Raw genomic sequence first — 14308 nt, 5'->3', positions numbered from 1 at the left:
ATAGACAAAAGTCAATATTTTGTCTGTTACTTGGTATAATAGAAACAAGAGGTAATATATTGTCTGTTTATCTCAGGACAGTGCAAGAGGTAAAGACAGGAATCGCAGGGCGGTTCAAGGCCCGGCGGCTTGCCATGAACCTGACGCAGAAAGAACTGGCGGCGCGCTCGGGCGTGACTTGGAGTTCGCTGAAGCGATTTGAGCGCGAAGGATTGATTTCGCTGGATTCGCTTCTGAATCTGGCCCTGGTGCTGGATTGCCTTGACGATTTCGACAAGCTGGCCGGGAAAAGCCAGTCAATCCCGGCCGCCCAATCGCTCGACGCCCTGCTGGCCACGCCGGCGTTGCGGCGCAGAGCGACGGGCGGGAAAGGACGCGGCCATGGCATATAGCCCGATAGAGTTGCTGACCGTCTATCTGGACGCGCGAAACCAACGCCGCAAGGTTGGGCGACTCGCTTTCAAGGATAGGCAGGTCCTTTTCGAGTATGACGCTTCATTCATCGCTTCCGACATCGAGATCTCGCCAATCAAACTGCCACTCAGGCCGGGTGTATCCATTGCCGACACTACGATCTTCGACGGCCTGTTCGGCGTATTCAATGACAGCCTGCCGGACGGATGGGGCCGTCTTCTGCTCGACCGCACGGTGGAAAAAAATGGTGTCCATCGCGGCCAACTGAATCCGCTCGACCGGCTGGCCTATGTGGGGCGGCACGGCATGGGCGCTCTCAGTTACGAGCCGGAACTGGGTCTCGAAAACACCGATGATGTTCCGTTGGCGCTCGACAAACTCGCTGAGGAATCAGCCGCCGTGCTGGCTGGAGCAAACGAAGAGGTATTTGAAGAGTTGCTGCGGCTCAATGGCTCCTCTTCGGGCGCCCGTCCTAAGATCGTGGCACAAGTGAGCGCCGACAAGAAAAGAATCATTCACGGCCAGCAGGAATTGCAATCCAGCTTCGCGCACTGGATGATCAAGTTTCCGTCTTCCCAGGACGCGCGGGACGTGGGGGCGATCGAATACGCCTATAGCCTGATGGCAAAGGATGCAGGCGTAGAGATGCAAGAAACCCATCTTTTCCGCACGAAACGGAACAAATATTTCGGCACGAAACGCTTCGACCGGGACGGCGACGCCCGCATCCATATGCATAGCCTTGGCGGCCTGATTCATGCCGATCATCGCAGTCCCAGCCTCGACTACGATACGGTTCTGCGCGTGACCCTGGCGTTGACCAAGAATATCCAGGATGCCGAAAGGGCCTATGCGCTGGCCTGCTTCAACGTCCTTGCCCATAACCGCGACGATCATGTGAAGAATTTTTCGTTCCTTCTCAACGCGAGAAATGAGTGGACCTTCGCGCCCGCCTACGATCTGGTCTTTTCCTACGGCCCGGGCGGCGAGCAAAGCATGCTCGTCATGGGCGAGGGAAGGAATCCCGGCGCAGCCCAGCTCCAGGCATTGGGCAAACAGCATGGGATAAAAAACGCGCCGGAGATTCTGGCGAAGGTAGAGAGCGCCATGGCCAATTGGCCACGCTATGCAGAACTGGCAGAAGTTTCGCGAAAATCGGCCAAAGAGATCGTAGACAAGATCGGGTTACGGTGATCGTCTACACCCCTTTTGTCCGGGCCGGCGTTGACCTTAATCGCGACCGCGTCCAGATTCTTGCTGATTCCCTGTTACGGCTTACCGCCTATCCACACTCATAAAGCTAATGCTAACTGCAACTTGAACCGCTATTCGTTGTCCTTTTCAATTGTTCAAATTCTGCATTTGACCGAATATTGCAAATCGGTTTCACTCACGCGTGAGGGCCGCAACTCTGGATAGGAGATTCTCCCATGGACGAAACTCTCACGTTGGAAGAAGCCAAACTGCTGATTGGACATTGCCGTGCCGGCAGACTCTATGAAGTCGAGAGGTGGATCGCGTCCGGAAAATCAATCCAACCACCTCCTCCTTCCAGGAAGCTGCCAAAGACGCCCTTGCAAGTGGCAATCCAGACTGGGTTCCATAGTCTTGTGGAATTGCTGGTTCGAAACGAAGCGTCTCAGGAGATCAAGAATAGGGCGCTGTCAGAAGCAGTTTCAACAAAGAGACTCGATCTCGTGCAGTTGCTGGTCGAGCATGGCGCAGCAATTCGAGCTGTCCCATTGGTTGATGCGCTACGCACCTCGAAGCTGGAGATCATGCGGTACTTTCTTGAAAGCGGTGCTGATGCCATAACCGATCATCCATTTGAAGATGCTTTTCGGGAGGAAGTTTGGATCTCATGGCAAGCATTCACCAGATACAAGAAGGCTCATCCAGAACTTGCAAGTGAGCTTCAGAAGCAAACGGATTGTGCATTGCGTTATTTTGCCTCCGAAGGCAATTTGAAATGGGGAAGGCTGCTTATGGTGGCTGGCGCTAACCCACGCTCGAGCGGGCCGGTATTGTCTGACGATGATGATCCTGAATGCTATACAACCGCTCTCAAGGAAGCTTGTAATGCAGGAAATCTCGATCTCTTGAAGAAGATGAAACCTGATCCTGTCAACGACAATCTGACGGAACTGCTCCAGGCATCATTTCTGTCAGCGTCCGCGGATGTGATTCGATATCTTGTCGAACTCGGCGTCAACCCCAATGATCTGCCGAACGGAGGTTCTTCCATCCTGGACCAGAGCCTGCGCCATCTAGATCTACATGCTCAGCGTGACGAGATGCGGAGGGATCTGATTCCGAAGTACCTCATTGGACATGGTCTGGATTGCATCCAGGCATTAGTGGAGAGCGGTGCTCTTTGGCGACCAGAAGAGCGAAAGAATCTAATTTGGGTTCGAAGGTCGCTGATGAAATTTGATCCCGAGGTTACGGTCAGCATTCTGAAGCTGTTTTCCCGTCACAAAACCGCTTCCCTCGAGACGATGGAGCAGCTTTTGGATTCACCGCAGATGAAATCACACATGTCTGGTTTGGGTATAAAGCTATAGTCGAAACATTGGAGATCTGAAAGTTGAAGACGAATGAGACGGACAAGTTCTGGGATCGGAATGCGCTTTACGAAGAAGTATGGACGACTCCGATGCAGAGACTGGCCGAGAAATATGGCATCTCTGACGTTGGCCTTGCGAAAGTTTGCCGCAAGCTTTCGATCCCGCGGCCAGGCAGAGGAGATTGGGCAAGAATAGCCGCCGGACAGATTGTAGCGAGAACGCCACTCCCAAAGCTTTCTGAGGAAATTCGAGTCTGGAAGCCTGTGCCGCGCAAGGAGATTCCGAGAGTCGAACAAATAGCAAATAAGCAGGAGCGACTCCAGCTTGAACGCCTCGAACAACTGCCAAGCGAATATGTTCTTAAGCACGGCAGCTTGTCTCATCCTTTGATTGCTCAAGCCCGCATCGTACTGGCGCGAGCCACGGAAGACGACAGGCACATCCTCCAGGTCCGGGAACAGTGTCTCGATATCCGGGTATCAAAGAAGAGTCTGGATAGAGCATTAAGGATCATGGCTGGACTGATCAGCCTGATCGAAAACGAAGGTTTTGTTGTAAAGGTTGTCAAAAACTCTCGTGAGCAGACCACGGCAGTCATTCATGAACAGGAGATCGCATTTGGAATTGTTGAAAATGCAGAACGAGTCGATGCCATCTCCCTTCTTTCGGAGAACATTTTGAAAAAGGTCCTTTCCTATGGCGGAACAGATGTCGCGTTCCATCCCACGGGACAGCTTTCCCTCGAGATTTGGAAGCCATGGCAGGCCGATCCGAAGCGATGGAGAGACAAAAAAGACTCTTTGTTAGAAGGAATTCTGCCTCGAATAGTTGCGAGCTTTATCCGTATCGCATTGGCAGAAAGAACAGAAAGAGACAAAGAGCGTGCTGCCGATCAGGAACGACAGCGCAAAAATAAGGATCGTGCCAGGTTACATCGGTTGATCAAAGAAGAGAAGGCAAGAGTCGAAGCATTGCATCGCACTACAGGCGACTGGATACGTGCTGATCAACTCCGTACCTTCATCCAGGCGGCACGAGATGCAGCGATTGAGAATGGGCAGGAAGTACAGCCGGGAACCCAGTTTGGGGATTGGCTGATCTGGATGGAGCAGCAAGCTGATCGTCTCGATCCCCTTAAGGAAAGCCCCATTTCAATTATCGATCGTGAAGATGATGTGTCGAACTATCGTGATCCTTACGCAGCTCCAGAAAAAGAACCTCGTTTTGAATTTCCTAAGCCTATCTGGAAAATAAAATAGTCGTATTTTCCGCATATTCCTGAATTGACCAAAGCTCAAATTCGAATATGCGATTTGCCCCCTGGGCCAACCAGTACTCGGGCATTGTGCGATCGAATGGGGCCGGTTTGATCAGCTGCATATGCATGATCAAACCGATCCTGCCTCGCCAAGCCACATGTCGAAAACTTAGCTGTAGTTTCAGCGTACTGTTTAGGTCAAGACGGGAATAACGCGCATCGTCGTCAAGCGGTATGCCATTCCCTTTCCTCTTCTTCCTGCTCCGATGCCTTGTCCATCATGCTCCAGATCACTCTGGCCGTGGTTCCGGTCTTGGCAATATGGGCGCGTCCCAACTTGGCATAACGCTCGGTCATTTTAATATTGGAGTGGCCGAGGAGCTTCGCAAGTTCGTAGAGATCGCCGCCGTTCATCATGTACCAGGACGCGAAGGTGTGACGCAGATCGTGAAATCGAAAGTCCCGAATTCGTGCCCGTGCGAGCAGATTATTGAAATTTCCTGCCAGCCTTTGCCTTTTATTTTCGTCTCCACATGTTGGCAGGAAGAGGCGATCTTTACCGATCACTGCTGGATACCGTCGAATCTCTTCGGCCAACTCCGACGTCATGGGAACATAACGGTGCTTACCCTTCTTCAGCTTTGCTCGGACCGCAATCAGTTTTTCGCGATACATCACGTCCGGCCAGCGGAGGCTATAAATCTCGGCTGAACGCATCCCGGTTGAAATGGCGAGCAATACAATCAGCCTCATCCGAAGATTTGTCTGATTAAAGTCTTTGGTTCCCTTGCGGAATATTCTTTCGTCCAGGGCTATCTTCAGCCTCTTGAGTTCTTCTTTCGAAAGGAAACGCTCCCGTGAATCATCGGAACGTTTTATCTCAACCATGTCGGCCGGATTCTGGGTGAGTCCAGTCTCCCTGGACCAGATCGTCGAGGCCTTCTTCATCAGGTGATGCATGACGTTGAAGTGCCTCACTGCGGTGTTCTCTGCCAGCCCACGCTTGCCAGTAAGGTTATCGCACCAGCGTTGGATGTGAGTGCCGTCCACGTTTCGTACAAACATGGATCCCAACTCGGAACCGATGCCCGCTAAAATACTCCTCTCTCGGCCTGCAGAAGCTTTTTTGACCCCATATTGAACCCAGTAACGATCAATCAGCTCAGACATTCTGTAGTTGATCTCTTTCGAGATGTCGGGGTACCGGTTCTCATCGCGCAGGCAAAGCTTTTCTCGCTCCACTTTTCTCGCGAACTCTTCTGTGCCATGGACCTTCAGGCTCCTGTGACGATCTCCTTCACGCCAGCGAACAACATAGATCCCTTTTCCTTTTTTACAAACGGACAACCAGATTCTCCTTAATAGACGGTTTTGCTCGTACTGCTCTATTTATTAAAGAGCAGGCGCTTCCATGCAATTTCAGAGTCGGTTGAGGATGGGATCGAAGCTCATTGTTGGTGAATGGCAGTTTGAAGCGTGTCCTATTCGTGACAGAAGATGCAACGGCTATGACAAATGCGATTCCCGAGTATGGAGATTTTCTGTCGAGGCACACTTCGAGACGGCTAAAGGTCAACGATGCGCACCTTGCCCGCGGGTTCCAACGGTTTGTACTGTTCGTTGAGGTATGCGGCATTCACAAAGCGGGTGACCCCGTTCTCAAATGTCCCAGCACCTCCATGAATATGGCCGAAGAGATGTATCTTGGGTTTCTTCTCTTTCACTGCTTCAAATAATTCTTCGCAACCGAGATGTACGCCGCCTGGCATGGCTTGGTCGAGAGTACCCCAAGGCGGCCCGTGTGTGATGAGCACGTCCAGGTTATATGGGATCTGGTCCCAGTACTGTCTGGCTGCTAAGCCACGAGGGTACATAAATGCCCAATTCATAAATTCGGGTGTGTAGGGTGATCCCCAGAGAAAGACGTTGTCGATCGTGACACCATCGTTCTCCAGGTAGATTGCATTGGTAAGAAGAGCGCGGGCCTGATGCGGTGAATTCTGGAAATATCGATCGTGATTCCCGCCGCAAACCACGCGATGCTCGAAGGGCTGTCTCCCCAGCCAACGATTGAATGACCGGATGTCCTCCGGATCGTAGCCAGAATTCATAAAATCTCCAGCATGAATCAGAACATCGCCGTCAGGAAGCTCCTGAATTCTATTGTGGAGACCATGAGTGTCAGAAATTACAACAAGACGCATGAATTAACCCCATAAACAGGATATGGGAGCTGCAAACAAACGATCTCTGAACGGAACGATCCCCGTTCCGTCGTACAGGCGGAGATCTCCACGTAATTTTGCGCTTCCGCGTCTTCTGTCAAACCTGCATCCTCAATGCGCGCTCATCATGGGCGCCGACTCGTCGTTGCGGGCTGATGAGATGGAGTTACTGGAGAAGCTCGAAGCCAAACACCGGAGGCCAGCAGAACAAAGTCCAATACAAGCGGCGGATGACGTTCAAGTTGGCTCATAAAAGCCAAAGGTTTGACGAGTTTGGCCTTGCTAATAAGTCCGGAAGCGTTATTTGGACTCATTAGTAAGGCCAAATACGCTTGACTCGAATCACTTTCTGGGAGATTATTGGACTCGTATATTAGGCCAGAAGCTCCTTTTGGCGTCATATATAAGACCAAGGTGGAATATGGCAAAACCATCGCGCATCTATTCACGTCAAAACATCGAAGCCATCGAATTGTTGGCCGAGATGATTCGCGCCGGCAGGATCGAGCGGAAGATCACCACGCGAGACATGGCGACACGAGCGGGCGTCTCCCGAACCCTCCTGCAACGCATTGAGGAAGGTGATCCGAGCTGCGCTATCGGGGCCGTCTTCGAAGTCGCTGTCATCGCAGGTGTCCCTCTATTCGAAACCGACCCAGGCCGGCTCCAGACACATCGGGCGGCGCTAAGGGAGAAGCTCAGCTTGCTGCCCCAGCATGCACGCAAATCGAAGAGAGTGATCCACGATGATTTCTAAGGACGACTACAAAGAGGCATACGTTTGGATTTGGCTCCCCGGCGAGACAAAGCCCGTCGTCGCTGGCGTCCTGCAGCGCGTCGGAGATCAGTTGCTGTTCAACTATGGCCGGAGTTATCTGGCGCGAGAGAACGCGATCTCGATCTACGAGCCCGAACTTCCTCTTCAGGCCGGTGAGATCCCACTCGCAGACGGCCTCTCGATGCCTGGTTGTATTCGAGATGCCTCTCCCGATGCCTGGGGGAGGCGTGTTCTGATCCACCGCGTGCTCAGCGTCAAGGGGAAGGAAGCCGCCAGCCACGATCTGGGTGAGTTGACCTACCTTCTCGAATCCGGCTCAGACCGCGCCGGTGCCCTGGACTTCCAGGTATCCCCGTCCAAATATGAGCCACGGAGTATGAACCAAGCCTCTCTGGCCGATCTGCTGCGTTCAGCGGAGCAGGTAGAAAAAGGAGTCCCTCTCTCTCCAGAGCTGGATAAAGCTCTTCAGCACGGGACGTCATTGGGTGGGGCCAGGCCCAAGGCTCTCCTGACATCCGATGACAAGAAGTTCATCGCCAAGTTCTCCATGAGCACAGACATCTACAACGTCGTGAAAGCAGAGTACATTGCGATGCGACTCGCAAGCCTGGCGGGGCTCAATGTTTCGCCGGTGCGGATGGAAGCAGCGCTCGGCAAAGATGTGCTACTGGTAGAACGCTTTGATCGCGAGGAGCAGAAGGGCGGATGGAGCCGAAAGGCGTTCGTGTCTGCCCTTACCATGTTCGAACTCGACGAAATGCTGGCCAGGCACGCAAGCTACGAGACGCTGGCGGAGATTATCCGGCGTCGCTTTCAGAATCCCCAGGAAGACCTTCGCGAGCTATTCGGAAGGCTTACCTTCAACATCCTGTGCGGGAACACCGATGACCACGCACGCAACCACGCCGCGTTCTGGAATGGAAAGAATCTGCGTCTCACCCCTGCCTACGACGTATGCCCGCAACTTCGCACCGGCAACGAGGCCGGGCAGGGCATGTTGATCGAGGGCAACGAAAACAGGAGTCAATTGGGATTGTGTCTGAAATCTGCGCCGCAATTCCAACTCACCGATGCGGACGCACGCGCCATCATTTTGCGACAGGTCAATACCATCCGGGCACACTGGGATGGTATTTGCGATGAGGCGAATCTATCAGCGGCAGACCGCGCGCTCCTCTACGGCAGACAGTTCCTGAATCCTTTCGCATTTTATGACGCGCCTGAAGAGATCAGAACCGCCGGCCAGATCTAACCAAACGAGAACACCGCGAGTATGGAAAAGGCGCGCTTCGGCTGATCCAGCTGCTCGACCTCAGCGATGTCTCGCACATCACGCTGTACGATGACCTGGATTTTTGATTCGTCCAATTCGGAATATACGCTCGTTTGATTCGGATCAGCTCACGCTGCGAGAAGCTAACAGTGCAGGGGTTAGGTGGGTACATTAGGGGTACACCACAGATCCAAAAAGATCCCAAAATCTCCTTCTCTATCCCACTTTTTGCGCGGCTATAATTTCTTTTTCCTCAGTAATATCCGCTGATTCCAGACGACTTAGAGCGATCAACAAAAGGCCCTGAAAAGGCCGGCGTCGGCGGTTCGATGCCGTCTCTGGCCACCATTACTGCTACACACATCCCCCGAGTCTCCCAATACGTTGAATAGTTCAACGTCTCCGGAAACTTCGAGTAGAGGTCCATCGGGAGCTTCTGTCGGCGTAAGTATAAGCTGCTCAATGTGTTTGCCCAGCGTCTGCCGCGCAATTTCGACATCGCCATGCAGAAGCCTGTCAACTTCAGCGGCCTGCTGGCACAAAAACTCCCTCAGTTCATCCAGCGACAGCGATAGGTCTCGCGGTTCGTTCATCTCAGCAAGCCGGTCGTCTAACCTACCGATCTCCGCTTCGATCATGGCCAATTTCGATAAGAGACTGGGCGAATGACCGATTGTCGCAATCGCCTCGGTCACGTTATTCACCTGCATCTTCAAGTCCTGTCGCTTCGCCTGAAGTGCCGCTACCCCGTTAGCAGCACTGTCCGCTTGATCGCGTATTTGGTTTAAACGACGTTGCAATGCTTCCTGGAAACGCTCGAGAGCGAACGCAACCGCAACCGGGTGGAGGGTTCGGTTCGACAATCCGTCGAGAAGTTGCGCTTCAAGTCTGTCCCGACGCATGAGGACGCTGTTCGTGCAGACTCCACGGTAGCGATGGCTGGGGCAGCCGTACTTGACGTATGCTCGCTTGCCATCGCCCGAAACGATAATCATCCTCGCCCCGCAGAGGCCGCAAATCATAAATCCGCTGAAAAGGTATCTCGGTCCCCGACCCATTCGACCATGCCCTCCGACGCTGACTGCCCCGAATCTCTTATTCACTCTATGAATTTGGGCTTCAACTCGCTTCCAGAGTTCCTCATGCACGATCCGCCATTCAGGAACCTCCACCCGCATCCAGTCTGACTCGGGACGTGGCCTGCTGGTCTTGCGTCCGGTCTCGGGGTTCCTCTCCTTACGCGTCCGATTCCAGACAAAAACTCCACGGTAGCGTTCGTTACGCACCATCTCCCGAATCGCAGATGGATGCCATGCTCGAATCTGGCGTGTGCGGGGAGGCTGAGGAGCCTGTACGCCCTCGGAATTCAAGATTTTTGCTATCGCCGCGAGGCTGTTGCCATCGGCATACATATTGAAAACGCGAAGAACAGTTGCGGACTGCTCCTCATCGAATTCCAGCTTCACGCCGCTCACCGCAGCGCGGCCGTACTTGCCCATCCGGGTCGGATCTTCGATAGGAACATTCCGGTAGCCGAAACACCGTCCACCGGGTTGCATTCCCTTCAACGCCCTTCCCTCCTGACCACGATGTACTTTTTCTCCGAGGCTCACGAGGAACTGCTCGTCCATCATGCCGTGGAGCGTCAACAGCGGTCGGGATGTCTTCTCGCGGCAATCCAGGCGTTGGGCAACAGCGTAGATAAATACGCCGGAATAGAGGAGCCGGTCGTTCATGTTCAAGACATCCGGCAGATTGCGAGCCAGACGTGAAGTGTCATCCACAAGAAGGCAGTCGAACGGGCGGGGCTTCGTCTTCGCCGCTTTCATCAACTCTGTGAGCGCATCACGCCCAGCTAAGGTCGCTGCCGATCTAGCTTCATCGCAGCGAACAAGCTCCTCGACAACCGACCAGCCTTGCCTTTCTGCGAATTCTCTACACCGGCGAAGCTGGTCTTCAATGGAAGTAGGACGTTGTAGATCAGACGAGAACCGAGCGTATATAGCGCATCGCATAGCCAATTTCCTTGTCGTAGAGTTTAACTCGCAAATTGGCCGTTGCCGCGGCTATTTAGCCGCTATTTCTCGTCAAGATGCACTCTGAACAGCATCACGTTCCAGCGCTCAGGTTCAACTCCTGCGCGTCGAGGTCAACACCCCGCGCTCCACCGTGAATTGGACCCTTCGAATGAATGCGGATGTATTCGTCAACCAGCTTGGGCACCAGCCACTCAACTATGAAGTCCTTTAGAGCGTCGTCGAGAACTTCGCTCGCACCTCCGACGATCACGATTCGCCGCTCAACCGGGTTTGGCTTATCCAGGGCTTCTTTGCTCATTGCCGAGCACTCCAAGCCCTAAACTAGGTCGGAAAATGATCGCGATTATTACCTTTTGCGACGCATTATTCCACCTGGGACAACAATCGAACGCCCCGGAAGACCTCTCTGCTGCCCCGTTGTAAAGAATGCCAACTAGCTGATCCCCAGTCCAATCTCTCTGCGCATCGACCGGACACTGCTTCGGGTCTTGACCGCCGCCCTGCGGACTGCGCTTGTTCTGCTTCGGCCTGGCGGCCGCCCTGCGGGTTTCGGATCTCTCCAAAACAATCTTCTGCAAAGAGCGCAGAACATTCTTTCGGCCCTCCCGAAAATGCACCCGCTTGCCTTGGGAGGCGGGCCCCTCGCATCGCTTCGCGTGGTGTGTCCCGGTCGCCTTCAGAGACATGGGACCAAAGGAGATTTCAGCGATGGCAACCACAACCGTAGCAACCGCGCAGCAGAGCAGCTTCACGAACCAGATCCTTCATGGCGACTGCATCGAAGTGATGCGTCAGATGCCCACAAACAGCGTGGATTTCATACTCACTGATCCACCCTACCTGGTGAACTATCGCGACCGCACCGGGCGCACGATTCAGAATGATGCCGATGACACCTGGCTCAAGCCGGCGATGGCAGAAGCATATCGGGTATTGAAGCAGGACCGGGTAGCCGTGATGTTCTACGGATGGACGAAGGTCGATGCGTTCTTCGAAGCATGGCGCAGCGCGGGCTTTCAGCCTGTCGGACACATCGTCTTTCGCAAGAGCTATAGCTCGAAGAGCAGGTTCCTCCGTTATCAGCATGAGCAGGCATTTCTGCTGGCCAAGGGAAGACCCCCGCTGCCGAAACAGCCGCTCGGCGATGTGATGGAGATGCCATACAGCGGCAACAAGCTTCATCCCACTCAGAAACCTGTAGAAGCTCTGGCTCCTTTGATCCGCTGCTTCTCACTCCCTGGAGAGCTGGTGCTCGATCCCTTCGCAGGTAGTGGAAGCTCATGTGCAGCCGCATTGCTCGCTGGCCGAAGGTACATCGGCGTGGAAATGGACGATGCGTACTTCCACCATGCCATCGATCGTCTGAACAGAGTCCACCGGAGGATTGCTGCAAAGCGGTCCCCCGGAATGGGCATTCCCACGCGAGTTTGATTTTGCTCGCGTGCCCGCCGCGCCTCAAGGCGCACATTCTTCTTCGATCATCTGGGCTCCAGCCTTGACCCGCGGCATACCCGCGAATTTTCTGCCAATCATGGTGGGAATGCCCAGATCTGATGAATTCGCGGCCACAAACCGGAGTGGATGAGTGCATTGACCTGAATGCGCCAGTCGAGGCTGGGATTGAATACGAGAGCTTTTTCATGCCTCTCCGGAGCTTCCCGCGAGGAGTGAGCAATGTGATGTCTTCTCAGTTTAGTTTTCACTGTCTAAGCATTGATAACAGCTACCGCTTCAATTTCGATGAGCCACTCTGGGCGAACAAGCCGCTTTACCACTACGAAGGTGCTGATTGGCGGCGCTGCAACGTTTACGAAGCGATCTCGTACCGCCAGAATTCCGGGAGTCAACGAGGGATCCACGCTTTCGACACAGAAGTAATTCAGTTTCACGATGTCCTCGGGAGTACCTCCGGCCGCCTCTACTGCTGCCTTCAAATTTTTGAACACCTGCTCCGCCTGGCTCAGGAAGTCATCTTTCCCAACTAAATTCCCCTCCTGATCGAACGGAATCTGGCCTGCAATGTAAACGAGCTTGCCGCTCTTCACTTCCGCGACTTGGGAGTATCCTGCGGTGGGCTTGAACATGGTCTCTGGATTAAATAACGTAACCTGGCGAACTTCTGGCATGGTGCTTCTCCTCTGCGTACTGCGCTTATAGCTTGAGGTTCCGCGACAGCTTGCATCTCTGGTCGCAGATCTCTTTTCGGCTATGCCTACACTAAGAGAATCAGCAGTATTCTTCCAATCGATTGTGCTCATAATGTATATTCTCTCAGTGAATATAGCTTCCCTGAATCTCAACTTGCTTGCCGCGTTGGACGCTCTTCTCCAGGAAGAGAGCGTCAGCCGGGCAGGGATGAAAGTCGGCCTCTCACAGCCTGCAATGAGTCACTCTCTGGAAAAGCTGCGCGATCTGCTTGGGGATCCGCTTCTGGTGAGAGTCGGCGGCAAGATGGAACTGACTTTGCGAGCCCAATCGTTGAGGCCACAAGTGAGGGATACAGTCGAGCGTGTTCGGGAAATATTTGTCAGCGACACCTTCATCCCTGCTTTGAGCACGCGTACGTTTCGCATTGTCATGTCAGATTACGCGAGCAACCTGCTTCTGCCCGCGTTATCGAGAAGCATGCAAGCGCAAGCTCCTGCGACCCGGATCGAAATCCATCCATGGAGGGGAAACATCGCGGCTTCATTCCAGAACGCTCCGCTGCCGGACGCGGTCGTCGCGTGTCAGACACAGGATGTGCCCGGCTTCAAGAGAGAGTTTCTTTTCTCTGACCGAGACATCTGCGTCTTGCGTTCGAACCATCCCTTGTGTACGAAGAGGCTGGACCTCAAGACGTTTTTGAACGCCGCTCACGTTGGGGTTGTGCCTGTGGAGTTCACCCCGGACCCAATTGACGAGTGGCTCGAAGAACTGGGCCATACGCGGCGGGTGATCGCCTCCGTTCCGCACTACATGGATGCTCTTCATCTCGTCGCACAAAGTGATCTCATAGCAGTGATTCCTGAACGCCTCGCCCGCGCACACTCTTCTATCCTCAATCTGGTGAACAAGAGTGTTCCCCTGGACGTCGGTTCATTCGATGAGTATCTCCTGCATTCGGCGCGTACTCATGCTGACGCAGGGTGCGTCTGGCTTCGCAACTTGATCAGGAATGTCAGCAACGAACCCAGGATCCGAGCGAAACCCACGCGAACTTCAAATCCAGCTGTTCATCGTGGACGCAGCGTCTCAATCTGAGTAAGCTTCCGAAGCATAGCGGCATGGATGGGCCTGGAATGGTGCTAAATCGCCGAGTCACTCATTGACCCGCAAGCGGCAAGCGAAACCGCCTTCTGCGAGGAAGGCCTGTGGCTGAGACCAGCAGTTTGTCTACCTTGATGATCTCGTTGCATTCCCTAAAAAGAGAAATATCCCCCCTGGACACCCCTAAATAGAAAAAAGCCCAGACCAGCGAGAGAGAATCTCTGCGCCTCCACAGCGCAACCCAATATGCCCTTCCTGTGTGTCTCAACCAGCGCGATCTGTGTCTCTGGATTATTGCCTCAGATGGAATAATGCGTCGCAAAAGGTAATAATCGCGACCCAATTCTCGCCTACCTTCGCTCCAGACGTTGCAACGGAGAGCACCCACTCGCCGGAGATGTAAACAAAAGGAGCAACAATGCACATCACCCATCCCATCAAACGGCCTCACCTCCGGCGCTTGATTGAACGCGCCCGAAGGCTGTCAATCCCATCCCTGGTGTTC

At 53.7% G+C, this 14308-nt stretch carries 13 protein-coding genes; 8 read left to right on the top strand and 5 right to left on the bottom strand.

The features are described 5' to 3' along the window. Nucleotides 1–80: 80 nt before the first annotated feature. The 4 genes from GSQ91_RS11980 to GSQ91_RS11965 all read left to right on the top strand — a co-directional run bounded on the left by GSQ91_RS11980 (nt 81) and on the right by GSQ91_RS11965 (nt 4240). Entirely contained in the window at nt 81–392 is a 312-nt protein-coding gene (locus GSQ91_RS11980) for a helix-turn-helix domain-containing protein (RefSeq protein ID WP_256370379.1), read from the top strand. Next, on the top strand, nt 382–1608 hold the full coding sequence (locus GSQ91_RS11975) for a type II toxin-antitoxin system HipA family toxin (protein WP_158821773.1): 1227 nt from the start codon (nt 382–384) through the stop codon (nt 1606–1608). The genes GSQ91_RS11980 and GSQ91_RS11975 overlap by 11 nt, the downstream gene beginning before the upstream one ends. Nucleotides 1609–1844: 236 nt before the next feature. Then, the gene (locus tag GSQ91_RS11970; protein WP_158821772.1) at nt 1845–2978 is read left to right on the top strand and encodes an ankyrin repeat domain-containing protein; all 1134 of its coding nucleotides are present in this window, start codon (nt 1845–1847) and stop codon (nt 2976–2978) included. A 23-nt stretch (nt 2979–3001) separates the two neighbouring features. Next, entirely contained in the window at nt 3002–4240 is a 1239-nt protein-coding gene (locus tag GSQ91_RS11965) for a hypothetical protein (protein WP_158821771.1), read from the top strand. 224 nt (nt 4241–4464) lie between these two features. Here GSQ91_RS11965 and GSQ91_RS11960 read toward each other — a convergent pair whose 3' ends face one another. Then, a complete protein-coding gene (locus GSQ91_RS11960) occupies nt 4465–5586 on the bottom strand; it encodes a site-specific integrase (protein ID WP_158821770.1) in 1122 nt (373 codons plus the stop codon). 218 nt (nt 5587–5804) lie between these two features. Next, entirely contained in the window at nt 5805–6443 is a 639-nt protein-coding gene (locus GSQ91_RS11955) for a metallophosphatase domain-containing protein (protein WP_158821769.1), read from the bottom strand. Between the two features lie 442 nt (nt 6444–6885). On the opposite strand from GSQ91_RS11955, the gene GSQ91_RS11950 reads away from it, so the two are divergent. Further along, the gene (locus GSQ91_RS11950) at nt 6886–7221 is read left to right on the top strand and encodes a helix-turn-helix transcriptional regulator (protein WP_158821768.1); all 336 of its coding nucleotides are present in this window, start codon (nt 6886–6888) and stop codon (nt 7219–7221) included. Then, complete coding sequence (locus GSQ91_RS11945; RefSeq protein ID WP_158821767.1) at nt 7211–8494, top strand: type II toxin-antitoxin system HipA family toxin; 1284 nt, start codon at nt 7211–7213, stop codon at nt 8492–8494. Before GSQ91_RS11950 ends, GSQ91_RS11945 begins: the two co-directional genes overlap by 11 nt. Nucleotides 8495–8805: 311 nt before the next feature. On the opposite strand, the gene GSQ91_RS11940 is transcribed toward GSQ91_RS11945, so the two are convergent. Together GSQ91_RS11940 and GSQ91_RS11935 are read right to left on the bottom strand one after the other, a co-directional pair. Next, nucleotides 8806–10530 carry a recombinase family protein gene (locus tag GSQ91_RS11940; RefSeq protein WP_158821766.1) on the bottom strand — a complete coding sequence of 575 codons (1725 nt, stop codon included), beginning with the start codon at nt 10528–10530 and terminating at the stop codon, nt 8806–8808. A gap of 94 nt (nt 10531–10624) precedes the next feature. Next, the gene (locus tag GSQ91_RS11935; RefSeq protein ID WP_158821765.1) at nt 10625–10852 is read right to left on the bottom strand and encodes a hypothetical protein; all 228 of its coding nucleotides are present in this window, start codon (nt 10850–10852) and stop codon (nt 10625–10627) included. Between the two features lie 410 nt (nt 10853–11262). Between GSQ91_RS11935 and GSQ91_RS11930 the strand changes: the two genes are divergently transcribed. Beyond that, nucleotides 11263–11985, top strand: coding sequence for a DNA methyltransferase (locus GSQ91_RS11930; RefSeq protein WP_158821764.1), 723 nt, complete (start codon nt 11263–11265; stop codon nt 11983–11985). Between the two features lie 275 nt (nt 11986–12260). Here GSQ91_RS11930 and GSQ91_RS11925 read toward each other — a convergent pair whose 3' ends face one another. Continuing rightward, nucleotides 12261–12680 carry a RidA family protein gene (locus GSQ91_RS11925; protein WP_158821763.1) on the bottom strand — a complete coding sequence of 140 codons (420 nt, stop codon included), beginning with the start codon at nt 12678–12680 and terminating at the stop codon, nt 12261–12263. Nucleotides 12681–12813: 133 nt separating this feature from the next. Between GSQ91_RS11925 and GSQ91_RS11920 the strand changes: the two genes are divergently transcribed. After that, nucleotides 12814–13797, top strand: a complete 984-nt coding sequence (locus GSQ91_RS11920; protein WP_158821762.1) for a LysR family transcriptional regulator — start codon at nt 12814–12816, stop codon at nt 13795–13797. Nucleotides 13798–14308: the final 511 nt, after the last annotated feature.

Origin of the sequence: Granulicella sp. S156 (assembly GCF_009766105.1) — a bacterium.
In the GTDB taxonomy this organism is placed as follows: domain Bacteria; phylum Acidobacteriota; class Terriglobia; order Terriglobales; family Acidobacteriaceae; genus Granulicella.
This window is presented reverse-complemented; position numbering and strand designations above follow the sequence as displayed.

What these genes read in the sequence shown, in the direction of transcription:
- GSQ91_RS11975 (WP_158821773.1), top strand. Translation starts at nt 382, where the DNA reads ATGGCATATAGCCCGATAGAGTTGCTGACCGTCTATCTGGACGCGCGA.
- GSQ91_RS11970 (WP_158821772.1), top strand. Translation starts at nt 1,845, where the DNA reads ATGGACGAAACTCTCACGTTGGAAGAAGCCAAACTGCTGATTGGACAT.
- GSQ91_RS11955 (WP_158821769.1), bottom strand. Translation starts at nt 6,443, where the DNA reads ATGCGTCTTGTTGTAATTTCTGACACTCATGGTCTCCACAATAGAATT.
- GSQ91_RS11950 (WP_158821768.1), top strand. Translation starts at nt 6,886, where the DNA reads ATGGCAAAACCATCGCGCATCTATTCACGTCAAAACATCGAAGCCATC.
- GSQ91_RS11945 (WP_158821767.1), top strand. Translation starts at nt 7,211, where the DNA reads ATGATTTCTAAGGACGACTACAAAGAGGCATACGTTTGGATTTGGCTC.
- GSQ91_RS11940 (WP_158821766.1), bottom strand. Translation starts at nt 10,530, where the DNA reads ATGCGATGCGCTATATACGCTCGGTTCTCGTCTGATCTACAACGTCCT.
- GSQ91_RS11935 (WP_158821765.1), bottom strand. Translation starts at nt 10,852, where the DNA reads ATGAGCAAAGAAGCCCTGGATAAGCCAAACCCGGTTGAGCGGCGAATC.
- GSQ91_RS11930 (WP_158821764.1), top strand. Translation starts at nt 11,263, where the DNA reads ATGGCAACCACAACCGTAGCAACCGCGCAGCAGAGCAGCTTCACGAAC.
- GSQ91_RS11925 (WP_158821763.1), bottom strand. Translation starts at nt 12,680, where the DNA reads ATGCCAGAAGTTCGCCAGGTTACGTTATTTAATCCAGAGACCATGTTC.
- GSQ91_RS11920 (WP_158821762.1), top strand. Translation starts at nt 12,814, where the DNA reads ATGTATATTCTCTCAGTGAATATAGCTTCCCTGAATCTCAACTTGCTT.